Source organism: Microbacterium sp. STN6, from assembly GCF_026410545.1.
Lineage (GTDB): Bacteria > Actinomycetota > Actinomycetes > Actinomycetales > Microbacteriaceae > Root112D2.
Genome location: NZ_JAPMIT010000002.1, coordinates 1 through 17,226 on the forward strand (window position 1 = coordinate 1; position 17,226 = coordinate 17,226).

At 67.8% G+C, this 17,226-nt stretch carries 14 protein-coding genes; 8 read left to right on the forward strand and 6 right to left on the reverse strand.

Features of this window, described 5'->3' with window-relative positions:
• The first annotated feature begins 160 nt into the window (after positions 1–160).
• On the forward strand, positions 161–553 hold the full coding sequence (locus OSC27_RS05465) for a DUF3054 domain-containing protein (RefSeq protein WP_267180446.1): 393 nt from the start codon (positions 161–163) through the stop codon (positions 551–553).
• A 52-nt stretch (positions 554–605) separates the two neighbouring features.
• On the opposite strand, the gene OSC27_RS05470 is transcribed toward OSC27_RS05465, so the two are convergent.
• Both OSC27_RS05470 and OSC27_RS05475 read right to left on the reverse strand, forming a co-directional pair.
• Entirely contained in the window at positions 606–1,775 is a 1,170-nt protein-coding gene (locus OSC27_RS05470; protein ID WP_267180447.1) for an acyl-CoA dehydrogenase family protein, read from the reverse strand.
• Entirely contained in the window at positions 1,772–2,686 is a 915-nt protein-coding gene (locus tag OSC27_RS05475) for a DUF4349 domain-containing protein (protein WP_267180448.1), read from the reverse strand. The genes OSC27_RS05470 and OSC27_RS05475 overlap by 4 nt, the downstream gene beginning before the upstream one ends.
• Positions 2,687–2,782: 96 nt before the next feature.
• Here OSC27_RS05475 and OSC27_RS05480 point away from each other — a divergent pair, with 96 nt between their 5' ends.
• The gene (locus OSC27_RS05480; protein WP_267180449.1) at positions 2,783–3,766 is read left to right on the forward strand and encodes an aldo/keto reductase; all 984 of its coding nucleotides are present in this window, start codon (positions 2,783–2,785) and stop codon (positions 3,764–3,766) included.
• A 9-nt stretch (positions 3,767–3,775) separates the two neighbouring features.
• Here the strand turns inward: OSC27_RS05480 and OSC27_RS05485 are convergent, their stop codons facing one another.
• Positions 3,776–4,603, reverse strand: coding sequence for an aldo/keto reductase (locus OSC27_RS05485; RefSeq protein ID WP_267180450.1), 828 nt, complete (start codon positions 4,601–4,603; stop codon positions 3,776–3,778).
• Positions 4,604–4,788: 185 nt separating this feature from the next.
• Between OSC27_RS05485 and OSC27_RS05490 the strand changes: the two genes are divergently transcribed.
• Positions 4,789–5,364, forward strand: coding sequence for an NADPH-dependent FMN reductase (locus OSC27_RS05490; protein ID WP_267180451.1), 576 nt, complete (start codon positions 4,789–4,791; stop codon positions 5,362–5,364).
• A 26-nt stretch (positions 5,365–5,390) separates the two neighbouring features.
• Here OSC27_RS05490 and OSC27_RS05495 read toward each other — a convergent pair whose 3' ends face one another.
• Positions 5,391–6,599, reverse strand: a complete 1,209-nt coding sequence (locus OSC27_RS05495) for an MFS transporter (protein WP_267180452.1) — start codon at positions 6,597–6,599, stop codon at positions 5,391–5,393.
• Between the two features lie 369 nt (positions 6,600–6,968).
• On the opposite strand from OSC27_RS05495, the gene OSC27_RS05500 reads away from it, so the two are divergent.
• On the forward strand, positions 6,969–9,476 hold the full coding sequence (locus OSC27_RS05500) for a ribonucleoside-diphosphate reductase subunit alpha (RefSeq protein ID WP_267180453.1): 2,508 nt from the start codon (positions 6,969–6,971) through the stop codon (positions 9,474–9,476).
• Between the two features lie 136 nt (positions 9,477–9,612).
• Positions 9,613–10,608: a ribonucleotide-diphosphate reductase subunit beta gene (locus OSC27_RS05505; protein WP_267180454.1), complete on the forward strand. Its 996-nt coding sequence runs from the start codon at positions 9,613–9,615 to the stop codon at positions 10,606–10,608.
• Between the two features lie 3 nt (positions 10,609–10,611).
• On the opposite strand, the gene OSC27_RS05510 is transcribed toward OSC27_RS05505, so the two are convergent.
• Complete coding sequence (locus tag OSC27_RS05510; RefSeq protein WP_267180455.1) at positions 10,612–11,091, reverse strand: CinA family protein; 480 nt, start codon at positions 11,089–11,091, stop codon at positions 10,612–10,614.
• A 171-nt stretch (positions 11,092–11,262) separates the two neighbouring features.
• Here OSC27_RS05510 and OSC27_RS05515 point away from each other — a divergent pair, with 171 nt between their 5' ends.
• Complete coding sequence (locus OSC27_RS05515; RefSeq protein WP_267180456.1) at positions 11,263–11,502, forward strand: hypothetical protein; 240 nt, start codon at positions 11,263–11,265, stop codon at positions 11,500–11,502.
• 52 nt (positions 11,503–11,554) lie between these two features.
• Here OSC27_RS05515 and hrpA read toward each other — a convergent pair whose 3' ends face one another.
• Complete coding sequence (gene hrpA, locus OSC27_RS05520) at positions 11,555–15,544, reverse strand: ATP-dependent RNA helicase HrpA (RefSeq protein WP_267180457.1); 3,990 nt, start codon at positions 15,542–15,544, stop codon at positions 11,555–11,557.
• A gap of 106 nt (positions 15,545–15,650) precedes the next feature.
• On the opposite strand from hrpA, the gene OSC27_RS05525 reads away from it, so the two are divergent.
• A complete protein-coding gene (locus OSC27_RS05525; RefSeq protein ID WP_267180458.1) occupies positions 15,651–16,484 on the forward strand; it encodes an aldo/keto reductase in 834 nt (277 codons plus the stop codon).
• A 144-nt stretch (positions 16,485–16,628) separates the two neighbouring features.
• A complete protein-coding gene (gene msuE, locus OSC27_RS05530) occupies positions 16,629–17,225 on the forward strand; it encodes an FMN reductase (RefSeq protein ID WP_267180459.1) in 597 nt (198 codons plus the stop codon).
• Position 17,226 lies beyond the last annotated feature (1 nt).

Genomic DNA, 17,226 nt, shown 5'->3' on the forward strand with positions numbered 1-17,226 from the left:
GGCGCTTTGCGCCTCCTCAATCCGCTGTGGGGACGGCGCTTTGCGCCTCCTCAATCCGCTGTGGGGACGGCGCTTTGCGCCTCCTCAATCCGCTGTGGGGACGGCGCTTTGCGCCTCCTCAATCCGCAATGGGGCGGGTGAGCGCCAATAGGATTGAGGGATGGCCCGCACCCACACCCCGCTGAAACCGCGAAGCATCGTCTGGGCCGCCGTCATCGACCTCGTCGCCGTGCTCGTGTTCGTGCTCATCGGCCGCGCCAGTCACGGCGAGCAGCTCGATGCCGGCGGCATTCTCACCACGTTCTGGCCGTTCGCGGTGGGCCTCGCCATCGGCTGGGCCGCGGCGCAGGCGTGGCGTCATCCGCTTCGACTGCCCCTGCCGGGCGTGCCGATCTGGCTCATCACGCTGGTGGGCGGAATGATGTTCCGCGTGCTCAGCGGTCAGGGCACGGCACTGCCGTTCGTGATCGTGGCCACCATCGCGCTGGCGATTCTGCTCATCGGGTGGCGCGTGGGCGCCATGCTCGTCACGCGCGGCCGCTCCGTCGAGTAGTGCGGTGCGGTGCGGTGCGGCGCTCAGCTGTTCGCGTTCAGCCCCGCAGTGCTCAGCCGCCGATCGGCCCCAGCCACGCATTCGCGACGGTGGAGTGCGCCGACTCCGCATCCGACGGGTGGAAGATGCCCGCCAGCACGTCGCGGTACAGGCGCCCGAGCTCGTTGCCGTTGAAGTAGCTGCTGCCTCCCGAGACGCGGATGGCCTGGTCCACGACATGCCTGGCGCTCTCAGTGGCCCTCACCTTCAGCCCGCTCAGCTTCGGGAACCACAGGCCGCCGTGGTCGACCTGCTCGTCGACGTCGCGGGCCAGCGAGGCGATCTGCGGCACGATGCCGTCGTAGGCGATGGCGGCGTCGGCGACGCGCCAGCGGATATCCGGGTCGTCTGAATAGGGCCGGCCGTCGTTCTTCATCGACGTGCGGCGCTTCACGGCCGCCACCGCCAGCTCGAGCGCGCGCGAGGCGATGCCCGTGTAGACCGAGGCGAGCAGGATCTCGAAAGCGGCGAAGATGCCGAAGACGAGCGGGTCGGCGTTCGGGCCCGGCTCGAGCCGGCGCACGACGCGGTCGGCGGGGGCGAAGGCGCCATCGAGCACCGTCGTGTTGCTCTGGCTCGCCCGCATGCCGATGGTGTTCCAGTCGTCTTTGACCTCGAAGCCGCCGCCCGCTCGGTCGACGAAGGCGTAGACGAGCTTGGGCGCATCCGTGCTGGTGGTGTCGAGGCCCATGGTGCCCAGGCGGCTCCAGGCGGGGGAGAGCGACGTGAAGATCTTGGTGCCGTAGAAGCGATAGCCGCCGCCGGGCTCGGGGCGGGCGTCGGTTCGCGAGCCGAAGAGCACCAGATCGTTGCCGCCCTCGCTGATGCCGAAGCCGAAGATCTCGCCTGCGGCGGCCTCGCGCAGCACGAAGTCGAGCGAGTCGTCGCCCCGGTCGTGCAGGATGCGGGCGACGCCGCTCCAGACGAGATGCATGTTGACGGCGAGGGCCGTGGCGGGCGCGGCGGAGGCGAGGCGTTGCTGCTCGCGGGCGACGCGGGACATGCCGAACCCCGGGCCGCCGAACTCGGCCGGCACGAACATGGCGAGGTAGCCGGCGGCGCGCAGGTCGTCGAGGTCATCGGTGAAGAACGCGTTCTCGGCGTCGTAACGGTCGGCGCGCGAGCGGATCTGCTCAAGCAGGTCGTCGCTGAGGAGGGAGTCTGTGCCGGTGATGTCGCTCACTCGGCCAGCCTACGCACACGGGCGCGGCGACGGGAGCGGATGACGACGAGCACGGCCCCGCCGATGATCGCGACGACGACAAGCCACGGCAGCAGCACGCCAAGCACGACGAGCAGGCCCGCACCGGCGGCGACGAGTGCCTGCCATCCGGTGCCGAGGCCGCTCCAGAACGAGTCAGGTGCGCCCGCGGCCACGACCCCTGGCGCGTTCAACTGCAGCGTGAGGGTCGCGTAGGCGACCTGATCCTTCAGATACGACTGCTGAGCCTTCAGGCTGTCGAGGTCGGCCTGCCGGTCGGAGAGCGCGGACTCGAGCGAGATCAGGTCTTTCGTGTCGTCGGCCTTGGCCATCAGGGCGAGCAGGCGGTCGACGGATGCCTGCAGCGCCCTCACGCGCGCATCCACGTCTTTGACACTGGTTGTCACGTCGTCGGCTTTAAGGGTGAAGTCGTCGACGGTGCCGAGCTTCTTCAGACGTTCGACCGTGGCGTCGAGTCGGTCGGCGGGGATGCGCAACGTGAGCGAGGCGCTCGCCTGGCGTGTGTCCGTGGCCGGCTGTTCGGTGCGGTCGTCGACGCGGCCGTCGGCCGTCGCGACCGCGTCTGCCGCGGTCTCGGCCGCGCCGATCGGATCTTTCACCGTGAGCGAGAGGTGGCCCGTCGAGACGACCTGGCGCTTCTCCGCCTGGGCGTTCGATTGTGTGCCGTTGCCGGCGGAGTCCGCTGCCTGGCCGTCGAGCTTCTGCAGCTGCGCTGGGCCTGCACCGTCGCCGACCTCGCTCGAGACCGCGCTGCCCCCCGCTGCGCGGGAGTCGCTGGAGCTGCCGTTCGTGCATCCCGTCAACAGCAGCAGCCCGGTGAGAGCTATCGCGGTGCCAGCCCCGGTCAGCGTTCTGGTGCGTCTGCGCATCATGGCTCAACCATAGGGCGCGAGGCCGATGGCGGGCGTCACGATCCTGTTGCGATCGGGGCGCTGAGGCGGCATTCGCTGCGCCCTAGGCTGGAGGGCATGCAGACACGCACTCTCGGCCGCACGGGCCGCACGGTTTCGGTCATCGGTCTCGGCACCTGGCAGCTCGGCGCCGATTGGGGCGAGGTCGACGAAGCGGATGCGCGCGCGGTGCTCGAGGCCTCGGCCTCCGCCGGCGTCACCTTCTTCGACACGGCCGACGTCTACGGAGACGGGCGCAGCGAGAGCATCATCGGCGGCTTTCTTGCGGGCAACCCCGGGCATGGCATCACGGTGGCTACGAAGATGGGGCGGCGGGTCGACCAGGAGCCGGGCAACTACACGCTCGAGAACTTCCGGGCGTGGACGGATCGCTCGCGCCGCAACCTCGGGGTGGACACGCTCGACCTCGTGCAGCTGCACTGCCCGCCGACGCCCGTGTTCTCGTCGGATTCCGTGTACGACGCGCTCGACACGCTCGTCGAGGAGGGCGCTATTGCCGCGTACGGGGTGAGCGTCGAGCGCTGCGACGAGGCGCTCGCCGCCATCGCGCGGCCGGGCACCGCGACGGTGCAGATCATTCTCAACGCGTTCCGGCTGAAGCCGCTCGACGAGGTGCTGCCGGCCGCCCGCGAGGCTGGCGTTGGCATCATCGCCCGGGTGCCGCTGGCGTCGGGGCTGCTGAGCGGGCGGTACACCGCCTCGACCACGTTCGCCGAGAACGACCACCGCACCTTCAACCGGCACGGCGAGGCGTTCGACCAGGGCGAGACGTTCTCGGGTGTCGACTTCGAGGCGGGCGTCGCCGCCGCGCAGGAGTTCGCGGCGCTCGTGCCCTCCGGGCTCACCGCGGCGCAGGCGGCGCTGGCATGGGTGGCGCAGCAGGATGGCGTGAGCTCGGTGATTCCCGGCGCCCGCTCGGTGGAGCAGGCGCGCGCAAACGCCGAGGCGGGGTCGGTCGAGCCGCTGCCGGACGGGTTCGAGACCGCGGTGGGCGACATCTACGACCGGTACTTCCGCGCGAGCGTGCACCCTCGCTGGTAGCGGCAGGGCTCAGTCGAGGTCGTCCGGGTCCTTGCCGGTACGCTCGCCCGTCTCGAGAGTGGCGATGGCTGCCATGTCGTCGGCATCCAGAGTGAAGTCGAAGACATCAAAGTTCTCGCGGATGCGCTGGGCATGCACCGACTTCGGAATCACCACGAGCCCCAGCTCCAGGTGCCAGCGAATGACCACCTGCGCCGGCGACTTGGCGTGCTTGGCCGCGACGGCCGCGAGCACCTCACTGCCCAGCACCCGCCCGCGCGCGAGCGGCGACCAGGACTCGGTGAGAATGTCGTGCTGCGCATTGAACACGCAAACCTCAGCCTGCGGCAGCAGCGGGTGCAACTCGACCTGGTTGATGACGGGTGTGACCTCGCTCTCGCCGAGGAGCCGCTCGAGGTGGTGCGTGTGGAAGTTGGAGACGCCGATCGAGCGCACGCGGCCGTCGGCGCGCAGCTTCTCGAGCGCCCGCCACGTCTCGACGTAGAGGTTCTGCCTGGGCGCCGGCCAGTGGATCAGGTACAGGTCGACGTAGCCGACCCCGAGCTTGGCCAGGCTCTCGTCGAACGCGCGCTGCGTCTCGTCGTAGCCGTGGCGGTTGTTCCACACCTTCGTCGTGATGAACAGCTCGTCGCGCGCGATGCCCGACGCGGCGATGCCCTCGCCGACCCCACGCTCATTCTCGTAGAGCTCGGCCGTGTCGATGTGACGATAGCCGGTCTCGATGGCGGTGCGAACGGCGTCGCTCGCCGCGGCATCCGGAATCTTGTAGACCCCGAGCCCCAGCTGAGGAATCGTGTGGCCGTCGTTGAGCGTCAGTCGAGGCGAGAGCGTTGCCATGCCTTCCATTATGAATCGGATGCCGCAGGCCGCACCCCGTCGCCTGCTGTTCCTGCTCCCCGCCGCCGGCTCCTCCCGCTCGTGGGAATCGAGCAGATGGGAACAGCAGTGCGCGGAACGGTGTTGGGACTTCCGGGAGAGTTCCGCGGCCGTTCGGGCGCGGGCCATTCGTGTGAGGGAGATGCATGTCAAGGCTGATGATTGTTGTGGGAAGCGTTCGCCCGGGGCGGATCGGGCTGCCGATCGCCGATTGGGTGCGCGAGCAGGCGGAGGCCGACGGGCGGTTCGAGGTGGACTTCGTCGACCTCGCCGAGCTCAACCTGCCGTTCATGGACGAGCCCAACCATCCGCGCCTGCGGCAGTACACCAAGCAGCACACGCTCGACTGGAGTGCCCGCGTCGAGGCCGCCGATGCGTTCATCTTCGTCACGCCCGAGTACAACTACAGCTACGCGCCGGCGCTCAAGAACGCGGTCGATTTCGTCTTCCAGGAGTGGTCGCGCAAGCCGCTCGCCTTCGTCAGCTACGGTGGCGTCTCCGGGGGAACGCGCGGCGTCGTGGCACTCGGCACCACCGTGACCGCGGTGGGTCTCGTTGTCGTGCAGCCCAAGGTTGAGATTCCCTTCGCCGTCAAGCAGCTCGGTGACGACGGCCGGTTCGAGGCCAACGAGCACCAGGAGAAGACGCTCGCCGCAGCGCTCGCCGAGATCGCGGCGCTCGACGTGGCGCTGCGCCCGGTGCGTCCGCTGCCTCGCGCCTGAGCGCTGGGGCCCGCGGCGCAGCGTCGCTAGCTCGGCAGTACCTGCACGGGCTCGGTGTCGGGGATCGGGCTCGCATCCCTGCCGCGCAGGTCGGGGTGCCAGCGCTTGCCGATCACGGGAACCAGCACGCCCACCGCGGCGAAAGCCACGGCGATCCAGAACGCGCCGATCGAGCCCGAGCGGTCGATGAGCAGCCCGGCGAGGGCCGATCCGAGCGCCGCGCCCATCAGCTGGCCGGTGCCTACCCAGCCGTACGCCTCGGCCGTGTCGCTGAACTTGACGCTCGACGACACGATCGCGAACTGCACCGCAAGGGCGGGTGCGATGCCGGCGCCGGCGATCACGAGCGTGGCAGTCATCCACCAGAAGTTGAGCCACAGCGACGCGAGCACGAGCCCGACCAGCACGATCGCCATGCGCTTGGCGAGCGACCACGGGCTGATGGCGATTCCGCCGAGCAGCAGCCCGCCGAGCAGCGATCCGAGAGACCAGATAGCCAGCACGATGCCCGAGTTCGGCGACCCCTCACCGAACGTCGCCACGACGCCAGCCTCGATCGCCGCGCACGAGCCGATCAGCAGGAACCCGGTGATGGTCGCGAGCATCACGGGCGGCTTCGCGAGCACGCTGCCGAGGCGCCGCTTGCTGCGCGGGATGCGCACGCGGCCCACCTCGGGCGACGCGATGAACCAGACCCCGCCGGCGAGCATGAGCGCGACCGACATGAGGATGCCCTCGATCGTGCCCACCTGCGTCGAGACGAACGTGATGACGACGGGGCCCGCGATCCAGATGATCTCCTGGGCAGACGCGTCGAGTGAGAACAGCGGCGTGAGCTGCCTTGAGTTCACGAGCTTGGGGTAGATGGTTCGCACGGCAGGCTGCACGGGCGGCATCGTGAGACCGGCGGCGAACGCGACGGCCATCGTCGCCGGGATCGTCAGCACGAAAACACCGATAACCGCGACGGATGCTGCGCACAGCGTCAGCGTCAGCGACAACACGAGCCGCATTCCCCACACGCCCATGAGCCGACTTGTCAGCGGCCCAGCGATGGCCTGACCCACGCTCATGGCGCCCAGAACGAGGCCGGCCGCAGCATAGGAGTGGTGGATGCGCTCGACGTGCAGAAGGAACGCGAGCGAGAGCATCCCGAAAGGGAAGCGAGCGGTGAGCTGTGCGGCAATGATCCGGGCCACGCCACGCGTTCTGACCAGGCCCGAATATGTGCTCACAAGAGACCGAGTCTAGTCGGCCGTGTCTGTTTTGAGGGGTCCGGTCACTTCGTGGGTCGAGGGTGTCGTGCACTCGCAAAATGGCCCGCATCGCGTGGGAGTTGCGGTGGTGCCGCGCTGCGCCGCATCCTGTGCATAACTCGTCGAACTTATGCACATCTGTGGATGACACGCCCACTATATGTGGGGTTACCCCTCGCGTGCCGACCCGCTATATAGTGGTCACACGCCGAATCGACGTGAGGGTGATGTCACCCCCGGCCGAGGGTCATCGACCTGATCCGAGACCGATTCGAGCGCATTGGGGAACCGGCAGCACGGGGGCGATTCGTCGCGCCCGCCGGTATGGGACTGCAAGGAGTGGAACACGTGGCAATTACCGTCGTGAAGCGCAATGGCGAGCGCGAGCCGTACGACGCCAACAAGATCAACCTCGCGATCGAGAACGCGGCGGTGGGTCTCGACGAGAACATCACCTGGGTGACCCAGATCGCGAGCGAGCTCGAGCTCACGCTGTTCGATGGCATCACCACCCAGCAGCTCGACGAGGCCGTCATTCAGGTGGCACTGCAGAACGTCAAAGATGACCCTGCATTCGACACCGTGGCCGCCCGCCTGCTGCTGAAGACGATCTACAAGCGCGTACTCGGCGACTACGCCTCGGCCGAGGAACTGAAGTCGCTGCACCGCGACGGGTTCCAGCGCTACATCCAGCGTGGCGTCGACGAGGAACTGCTCGAGCCGCGCTTCACCACGCTGTTCGACCTCGACCGTCTCGCCGAGGTACTCGAGCCCGCGCACGACGAGCTGCTCAAGTACATCGGCGTCGTCACCCTCAACAACCGCTATGGCATCAAGGCGCGCAACAACGAGCCGCTCGAGGTTCCGCAGTTCTTCTGGATGCGGATCGCCATGGGGCTCTCGCTGAACGAGGCCGACCCGACATCCGTTGCCATTGAGTTCTACGAGAAGATGTCGACGCTCGACTACCTGGCGGCCGGCTCCACGCTCGTGAACGCGGGCACCAAGTTCCCCCAGCTCTCCAACTGCTTCGTCATGGAGATGCACGACGACATCGAGCACATCGCCAAGAGCGTGCGCGACGTCATGTGGCTCACCAAGGGCACTGGTGGGATCGGGCTCTCGGTGACGAAGCTGCGTTCGCAGGGGTCGCCCATCCGCTCGAACAACACGACCTCGACCGGGCCGATCCCGTTCATGCACACGATCGACTCGGTGCTGCGGGCGGTCAGCCGGGGCGGCAAGAAGTTCGGCGCGCTCTGCTTCTACATGGAGAACTGGCACCTCGACTTCTCTGAGTTCGTCGACCTGCGCCAGAACTCGGGAGACCCGTACCGCCGCACGCGTACGGCCAACACCGCCGTGTGGATCTCGGACGAGTTCATGAAGCGTGTGCAGAACGACGAGCCCTGGTACCTGTTCGACCCGCTGGAGGTCAGCGACCTGAACGAGCTGTACGGCAAGGCGTTCAGCGAGCGGTACGCGCACTACGCGGCCGAGGCCGAGGCCGGCAACCTGCGCATGTACAAGAAGATGGGCGCGCGCGAGCAGTTCAAAGAGATCCTGATGAGCCTGCAGACCACCAGCCACCCGTGGCTGACCTGGAAGGACACCATCAACAACCGCGCGCTCAACAACAACACGGGCACGATTCACCTTTCGAACCTGTGCACCGAGGTGTGCCTTCCTCAGGATCGCGACAACGTGGCGGTCTGCAACCTGGCCTCGATCAACCTGTCGCGGCACCTGCACGACGGCACGTTCGACTGGGCGCAGCTCGAGGCCAGCGCTCGTCTCGCCGTGCGCCAGCTCGACAACCTGCTCGACATCACGCTCTCGAGCGTCGATGAGGCTGACTACTCGAACCAGCAGAACCGCGCGATTGGGCTCGGCGTCATGGGCTTCACCGACATCGTCGAGAAGCTCGGCTTCAGCTACGAGTCGGAAGAGGCGTACGACCTCATCGACGAGATCATGGAGCACGTCTCGTATGCGGCGATCTCCGAGAGCGTCGATCTGGCTCAGGAGCGCGGGGCGTACCCGAACTTCGCCGGCTCGCGCTGGGCGCAGGGCCTCGTGCCGTTCGACTCCATCGCGCTCACCGAGGCCGACCGCGGTGTACCGATCGCGGTCAACCGCAAGACCCGTCTCGACTGGGATGCGCTCCGCGAACGTGTGAAGGGGGGCGTGCGCAACGCAACCCTTATGGCGATCGCGCCCACGGCATCCATTGGTCTCGTCGCCGGCACCACGCCCGGCTTCGACCCGCAGTTCTCGCAGATCTTCAGTCGCTCGACCTCGTCGGGCAAGTTCCTCGAGGTCAACCGCAACCTCGTGCGCGACCTGCAGGAGCTGGGCCTCTGGGAGACGGTGCGCGAGTCGATTCTGCGCAGCCAGGGCGACATTCAGAACATCGCCGAGATTCCTGACTCGATCAAGGCCACGTACAAGACGAGCTTCCAGCTGTCGCCGTACGCGTTCCTCGAGGTCGCGGCGCGCGCCCAGAAGTGGATCGACCAGGCGATCAGCCGCAACATGTACCTCGAGACGCGCGATGTCGGCGACATGATGGAGATCTACTACGGCGCGTGGGAACGTGGCGTGAAGACCACGTACTACCTGCACATGAAGCCGCGGCACCAGGCCGAGCAGACGGCCGTGAAGGTGAACAAGGCGCAGGAGATCTCGGGTGGGGCGAAGCGCGGATTCGGCGCGGCGTCTGCGGGCGCGGCAGCCGGCTCGAGCGCCGACACGTCGGTCACGGCCGACGTGCCAGCGCCGGCGGCTCAGCCGGTCGGGGTGGGCGCATCAACGGGTCGCCGGGGTTTCGGCGGTCTCACGGGAGAGGGCAAGTGATGGACGAGTTCGAGTACGTCGTTCCGGTCGATCCGATGGACGAGTTGCAGTGCGACTCGTGCCAGTGACGCACCGCTGCTAGACGAAGACGTTCCGCGAAGCGGACCACGAAGACAAGCAAGGAGAGAAAGAGACCATGGGAATTCTGGGGACCGGGATCAAGGAAGGGCTTCTGCTCAAGCCGGTCACGTACAAATGGGCGATGGATCTGTACGATCAGGCCGTCGCGAACACCTGGTTCCCGAATGAGATCCAGCTCGGCGAAGACCTCTCAGACTTCAAGAAGATGACGGACGAGGAACGCCACGCCATCACCTTCCTGATGAGCTACTTCAACCCGAATGAGCTGCTGGTGAACAAGGCTCTGGCATTCGGCGTCTACCCCTACCTCAACGCGGCCGAGGCGCACCTCTACCTCGCCAAGCAGATGTGGGAGGAAGCCAACCACTGCATGTCGTTCGAGTACGTTCTCGAGACGTTCCCGATCAACCGGGACGACGCCTACAACGCGCATGTCGATATTCCGTCGATGGCCCGCAAGGAGGAGTTCGAGGTCAACTACATTCGCCGGATGACGGAGCAGCACCTCGACATCACCACCACCGAGGGCAAGCAGGACTTCGTGCGCAACCTCATTGCGTACAACGTGATCCTCGAGGGCATCTGGTTCTACTCGGGCTTCATGGTTGCCCTGTCGTTCCGGCAGCGCAATCTGCTGCGCAACTTCGGCTCGCTCATCGACTGGATCGTGCGCGACGAGTCGCTTCACCTGAAGTTCGGAATGAACCTCATTCTCACGGTGCTCGACGAGAACCCCGACCTGCAGACCCCCGAGTTCGCGGCCGAGATCAAGCAGATGATCCTCGACGCGGTCGAGATGGAGGAGCAGTACAACCGGGACCTGCTGCCCGGCGGCATCCTCGGCCTGAACGCCAACTACATCAATCAGTACGTCAAGTACCTGGCCGACCGCCGTCTTGAGGAGCTCGGATTCGAGCCCGAGTACAAGGTCTCCAACCCGGCCAAGTGGATGGCGACCGCGAACGACACCCTCGAGCTCGTCAACTTCTTCGAGTCGATCAACACCTCGTACGAGTCGAACGCGCGGGCCACGGTCAGCAGCAAGGAGTAGCGCTCAGGCGGTGCGTGCCTCGTTTCTCACGGCGCGCACCGCCTCGAGCACCGTCCGCTGCACGATGGCCGTCGGGTCGCCGGCGAAGTGGAATTCCTCGGCGCGCTCGCGCCCGGCGTTCCATACGCCGATGAACACCGTGCCGGGCTCCTGACCCTCCTGGCGGTCAGGGCCGCCGACGCCCGTCACAGCAATGGCGATGTCGGCGCCCAGCAGTCGCGCCACGCCAGAGGCCATCTGCCGTGCCGCCGTCTCGCACACCACGGGTCCCCGCTCCACACCCAGCACGCGGTACTTGACCTCGGAGTCGTAGGCGACCACGCCTCCGAGAAACCACTCCGACGACGACTCGGCTGCGCCGAGGCACGACGCGATGGCGCCGCTTGTCAACGATTCGGCCACCGCAACCTTTCTGCCCGAGCGGGCCAACTGCTCGGAAAGCTGCGCGGCATTCTCGGCGGCGTCGTGCTCGGTGTTCGTCATGCACCCCAGTGTGCGTCGCCAGCCGTGAGTTCGCCTCGTGTTCATCCCACATCTGCTGTCAACCCCTTTCGGGGGGCGTCTTCACGATCTACCGTACAAATACGGCACTGGTAATGCATCGCGAATTGTCGCGACCATCGCAGCCAGGTCGAGGGGATGGGAGGGGTCAGGATGGACAGAGGTGAGACGGTGATCGTGCACCACGGCGGGCGCGACTACGTCACGACGGAGGAGATGGCGGGCATCTTCCTGCGTCAGGCACGCCGGGCGCTCGAGACGGGGCAGCCCGAGCTCGTCGTACTGCGGCATATCGGCGGCATCGAGCTGCTGCTCATCACGGATGAGACGGCGTTCAACGTGCGCAACCGCCAGATGACGGCCGCGGTGGGGGACCTGCAGAAGGCGTCGTAGGCGGTCGCAGGTTTCGAGACGCCGCTTCGCGGCTCCTCAACCCGCAGCGGGCTCAACCTGTAGCGCCGAGCACCTTGCGGATGCGCTGCAGCGAAACCGTCTCGGCGGTGCCGAGTTGCTGCGCGAACAAGCTGACACGAAGCTCCTCGAGCATCCACCGGGCGTGGCGCAGGCGTTCGGGGGCGTCGGGTGCGAGCGGGATGCGGCCACCGGCATCCGTGTACATGGCCTCTGCCCGCTGCACCTCGCTCAGCCAGGTTCGGTCGCGCCCCGGGTTCTCGGGAAGCTTCTCGATGCGGTAGGTGATGCCCGCGAGGTAGCGCGGCAGATGACGCAGTTGCGCCTGGCCGGTCGCCGAGACGAACCCGGGGTAGACCAGCCCGCCGAGTTGAGCGCGCGCGTCGGTCAGCGCGGCGAGAAGGGCCATGCTGTTCGCGCCCGCGATCGCCTTCTCAGCGCCACGGGCTGCCGCCAGCACGCGCGCGACGAGGCCCACCGTCTCGAACATCGAATCCATGACCACCGACGACAGCCGGTCGCGGATGCTCTCAAATTCCGCGCGCATGAACACCTGCCCGTCGTGCCGCACCCGGAACAGCACGTCGTCGGCGACCGCGGCGAGGCAGTCGTCGAACAGGGCTTTCGTGCTCGCGTACGGACTGGCGGCGAGGGTCAGCTTCTCGGCGCTCGTGAGGTGCTGCTGCACGTACGCGACCGGTGAGGGCACCGCGTTCAACAGCAGGCGGCGTACGGCAGCGGGCAGCGGGCGCGCCTGGTCCTCGGGCGTTCCCATGAGCCGCAGCGCCACGCTCTGCCCCTCATCGATGAGAGTCGGGTACGCGCGAATCACGTTCTGGCTGCCGGCCGGCCCTGGCTGCGTCGTGTCCACATGGCGGGGCAGCTCGTCGAAATCCCAGCGCGTGATGCCCGTGCGCTCCATGGCGTTCGGCACCGGGGCGGATGCCACGGCCACGCTCTCGCGTGCCCGCGTCCGCAGGCGGGTCTGCAGCTCGCCGAGATCCTTGCCGCGGGCGAGCGGGCGCCCCCGGCCGTCGAGCACCTGGAACGCGACGCGCAGGTGCGCGGGCAGGCGCTCGAGGTCGAAGTCGGAGGCGGCGACCACGGTTCCGGTGAGGCGGCGGATGGCGGCGGCTGCGGCATCCGCTATCGATGTGTGCTCAGCGGCAGGCGCGTTCGAACCGCCGGCGACCGCGGCCTGCTCCGGCCCCTCGGGCAACTCGGCGAGGATGCGCGTGGCCCAGTCCGCAGCGGGAACGACCGTGCGGCGAATCGCCTTGGGCAGCGACTTGATCATGGCGGTCACGAGCTCGTGCCGCAGCCCGGGCACCTGCCAGTCGAACCCGGCGGGCCTGAGCCCGGCGAGCAGCGGCAGCGGCACCTGCACCGTGACGCCGTCGTCGTCGGCGCCCGGCTCGAAGCGGTACGTGAGAGTGAGCTGCTGGTCACCCTGCCGCCACGTCGCCGGGAACGCCTGCTCGTCGACGGCGGGTGTCTCTTCCGGCGCCAGCTGCTCGGCGCTCATGGTCAGCAGATCCGGATGGGCGGCGCGCTCCACGCGCCACCACGCCTCGAAGCCCGTGACCGTCGCGACGTCGGCGGGAATGCGCTCGTCGTAGAACGCGAAGACGGCCTCGTCGTCGTAGAGGATGTCGCGACGGCGGGTTCGCTCCTCGAGCTGCTCGAGCTCGCGGCGCAACTCGCGATTGCGGCGATCGAACTCGTAGAGCGGGCCCTTCGGCTCGGCCGCGTATTCGGCGTCGAGAAGCGCGTGCCGGATAAACAGTTCGCGCGCGTACTCCGGGTCGATGCGGCCGAACTGCACGCGGCGCCGCACGACGATGGGAACGCCGTAGAGCGTGACCGTTTCGTAGGCGACCGCAGACCCCTGTTTCTTCTCCCAATGCGGCTCGCCGTAGCTGCGCTTGACGAGGTCGCCGGCGAGCGGTTCGGCCCAGGCCGGGTCGATGGCGGCGTTCATGCGGGCGAAGAGCCGGCTCGTCTCCACGAGCTCGGCGCTCATGATGGCGGTCGGCTGTTTCTTGACCAGCACAGAGCCCGGGAAGATCGTGAATCGGCGCTGCCGGGCGCCGATGTACTCGCCGCGGGCGGAGCGCCGGGGTGCCGCGGCGCCGTGAGGCTGGCCGCCCTGCCCTGGTGCCGTGCGCGGAGCCTGCGCATCCTTCAACCCGATATGCGAGAGCAGGCCGGCGAGCAGCGAGCGGTGGATGCCGTCGGGGTTGACGCTGGGCTCGCCGATAGTGAGGCCGAGCGGCTTCGCGAGCCGGCGCAGCTGGCGGTAGACGTCCTGCCATTCCCGCACCCGCAGGTAGTTGAGGAACTCGGCCTTGCAGAGCCGGCGGAACGCGTTCGACGACAGCTCGTGCTGCTTCTCTTCGAGATAGTTCCAGAGGCCGAGGAGGGTGAGGAAGTCGCTCGTCGGGTCGGCGAAGCGGGCGTGCGCCTGGTCGGCAGTGGCGCGGCGCTCCAGAGGGCGCTCGCGGGGATCCTGGATGGTGAGGCCGGCGACGATGGCGAGCACTTCGCGACTCGTGCCCTGTCGGCGCGACTCGATGACCATGCGCCCGAAGCGCGGGTCGATCGGCAGGCGGGCGAGGTCGCGGCCGATTCTGGTGAGCGCTGGCTCCTTCGCTCCTCGAGGAGCGGCGCGAACCGCGCCGAGCTCGGCGAGCAGGTCGAGGCCGTCTTTGATGCCGCGCGAGTCGGGCGGCGTGAGGAACGGGAACGCGGCGATGTCGCCCAGGCCCAGCGAGAGCATCTGCAGAATGACGGAGGCGAGGTTCGTGCGCAGGATCTCGGGCTCGGTGTATTCGGGCCGCCGCTCGAAATCCTCTTCGGAGTACAGGCGAATGGCGATGCCGTCGCTCGTGCGCCCGGACCGTCCCGACCGCTGGTTCGCCGACGCCTGCGAGATCGGCTCGATCGGCAGCCGCTGCACCTTCGCGCGAGTGCTGTAGCGCGAGATGCGTGCCGTTCCCGCATCGACGACATAGCGGATGCCGGGCACCGTCAGGCTCGTCTCCGCCACGTTGGTCGCCAGCACGATGCGGCGCCGAATGCCCGGCGGCGGTGCCCGGAACACCCGGTGCTGGTCTGCGGCCGAGAGCCGCCCGTACAGCGGCAGCACCTCGGTCGTCGAGGCGCCGCCGTCGCGCTGCAGGCGGCCGCGGATCGACTCCTCGGCGTCGCGGATCTCGGTCTCGCCAGAGAGAAACACGAGCACGTCGCCCGCCGACTCCCTGGCCAGCTCGTCGAGAGCGTCGAGGATGCCGTCGGTGTAGCTGCCGTCAGCCGCCGCCCCCGCAACGGCCGTGGTGCGCGCTGTCGGTGCTCCTCGGCCAGCGCCGTCGTCCTCGCCGCCGTCCTCCTCGTCTTCGTCGAGCTGGTCGGAGCCGGCCGGCGGCCGGTACCGGATCTCGACAGGGTACGTGCGCCCCGACACCTCGACCACAGGGGCGGGTGCGCCATCCGCTCGGCTGAAGTGCGCGGCGAAACTCTCGGGATCGATGGTGGCGGAGGTGATGATGACCTTGAGGTCCGGGCGCTTGGGCAGCAGCTGTTTGAGGTAGCCGAGCAGGAAGTCGATGTTGAGGGTGCGTTCGTGGGCCTCGTCGATGATGATCGTGTCGTAGGCGGAAAGCAGGCGGTCGCGGTGCATCTCGTTGAGCAGGATGCCGTCGGTCATGAGCTTGATGCGCGTGGCGGCGCTCACCCTGTCGGTGAAGCGCACCTGGTAGCCGACGAGGCCGCCCACGCTCTCGCCGAGCTCGTCGGCGATGCGCTCGGCGATGGTTCGGGCGGCCAGGCGGCGCGGCTGGGTATGCCCGATGGAGGTGCGGCCGAGTTCGAGGCAGATCTTCGGCAGCTGCGTGGTCTTGCCCGAGCCCGTCTCGCCCGCCACGATGACCACCTGGTTCTCGGCGATGGCGCGGGCGATCTCCTCGCGCCGCTGGCTGACGGGCAGCTCGGGCGGGAAGTGGATGTGCGCGGGGGTGGAAGACATCAGCCCTCCATCGTATGCGCCTCGGCGGATTGAGGAGGTCGCGCAGCGACCGTCTCGAAATCCCGACCCCCGGGCACATGTCGCCGGTACCGCCTACCCTTGAAGCATGCCTTCTTCGAATATCGTTCCCACTGTCACGCTCAATTCCGGTGCCGAGATTCCCCAGCTGGGGTTCGGCGTGTTCCGCGTGGACGCCGACGAGGCGCGCCGCGTCGTCACCGACGCACTCGAGGTCGGCTACCGGCACATCGACACCGCCGCCGTCTACGGCAACGAGCAGCAGGTCGGCGAGGCCATCGCGGCCTCCGGCGTGCCCCGTGACGAGCTCTTCATCACGACGAAGCTGTGGAACGACCGACAGCAGAGCGCCGAGGCCGCATTCGACGAGAGCCTCGAGCGACTCGGGCTCGACTACGTCGACCTGTACCTCATTCACTGGCCGGCACCCAAGCGCGACACCTACGTCGAGGCGTGGCGCTCGCTCGAGAAGATCGCGGAGTCCGGTCGAGCCCGCTCCATCGGCGTCTCGAACTTCGAGCGCGAGCACCTGCAGCGGCTGTTCGACGAGACGAGCATTGTGCCCGCGGTCGACCAGATCGAGCTGCACCCCGCCTTCCAGCAGCGTGACGTCACCTCGTTCGCCCGCGAGCACGGGATCAACATCGAGGCGTGGGGTCCCCTCGGGCAGGGCAAGTACAACCTGCTCGAGCTGCCCGAGGTCACGAGCGCGGCCGAAGCGCATGGCAAGACCGCCGCTCAGGTCGTGATCCGCTGGCACCTGCAGAGCGGCAACATCATCTTCCCCAAGTCAACGCACCGCGAGCGCATGGCCGAGAACTTCGACGTCTTCGACTTCGAGCTCTCGCGCGCCGAGCTTGACGCCATCACGGCGCTCGAGCGTGGTGGCCGGGTCGCCTCAAGCCCCGCCGACGTGAACTGAGCGGGCGTCGTCTCAAATCCTGTCGCTGATATCGGGTTTCGAGACAGCCGGCTTTGCCGACTCCTCAACCCACTTGTGTTCGCTTCTTACGCTGTGTTTCAGTGACGGATGCGGCTGCCGCACCCCTCGTCTAGCGTTGCGACCATGAGCCACAACCAGCCTTCGCGCCCGCTCAAGGTCGTCGCCGTCTCGGGCAGCCTGCACGCGCCCTCCAAGACGACCGCGCTCGTCGGCGAGATCCTCGCCGCGTTCGGGCGCGAGATCGAGATCGACGCGCACCTGATCGAGGTGAACGAGATCGGGCCCGAATTCGCTGGCGCCCTGCGCCGCGACCAGGTGAGCGCGCGCGTCGAGGCCGAGCTGCAGCGCATCGAGGGCGCGGATCTGCTCGTCGTCGCGAGCCCGGTGTACCGCGCGTCGTTCACGGGGCTCTTCAAGCACCTGTTCGACTTCGTCGGCCAATACGCGCTCGTCGACACGCCGGTGCTGCTGGCAGCCACCGGTGGCAGCGACCGCCACGCGCTCATCATCGAGCACCAGTTCCGCCCGCTGTTCGGGTTCTTCCAGGCGCTGACGCTGCCCATCGGGGTGTACGCCAGCGACAACGACTTCACGGAGCATCGCGTCACCAGCCTCGACCTGCAGGAGCGCATCGACCTCGCGGTGTCGCGCGCTCTGCCGCTCATCCGGCTCAACGTGGCCGAGGCCGATTCGATCGCGCGCTACCTGCAGGGCCAGTGAG

Bases quoted from the DNA above. Each gene is read 5' to 3' on its own strand.
- OSC27_RS05525 (WP_267180458.1), top strand. From the start codon at position 15,651: ATGCCTTCTTCGAATATCGTTCCCACTGTCACGCTCAATTCCGGTGCC.
- OSC27_RS05490 (WP_267180451.1), top strand. From the start codon at position 4,789: ATGTCAAGGCTGATGATTGTTGTGGGAAGCGTTCGCCCGGGGCGGATC.
- OSC27_RS05510 (WP_267180455.1), bottom strand. From the start codon at position 11,091: ATGACGAACACCGAGCACGACGCCGCCGAGAATGCCGCGCAGCTTTCC.
- OSC27_RS05475 (WP_267180448.1), bottom strand. From the start codon at position 2,686: ATGATGCGCAGACGCACCAGAACGCTGACCGGGGCTGGCACCGCGATA.
- OSC27_RS05505 (WP_267180454.1), top strand. From the start codon at position 9,613: ATGGGAATTCTGGGGACCGGGATCAAGGAAGGGCTTCTGCTCAAGCCG.
- hrpA (WP_267180457.1), bottom strand. From the start codon at position 15,544: ATGTCTTCCACCCCCGCGCACATCCACTTCCCGCCCGAGCTGCCCGTC.
- OSC27_RS05485 (WP_267180450.1), bottom strand. From the start codon at position 4,603: ATGGCAACGCTCTCGCCTCGACTGACGCTCAACGACGGCCACACGATT.
- OSC27_RS05480 (WP_267180449.1), top strand. From the start codon at position 2,783: ATGCAGACACGCACTCTCGGCCGCACGGGCCGCACGGTTTCGGTCATC.
- OSC27_RS05515 (WP_267180456.1), top strand. From the start codon at position 11,263: ATGGACAGAGGTGAGACGGTGATCGTGCACCACGGCGGGCGCGACTAC.
- OSC27_RS05465 (WP_267180446.1), top strand. From the start codon at position 161: ATGGCCCGCACCCACACCCCGCTGAAACCGCGAAGCATCGTCTGGGCC.
- msuE (WP_267180459.1), top strand. From the start codon at position 16,629: ATGAGCCACAACCAGCCTTCGCGCCCGCTCAAGGTCGTCGCCGTCTCG.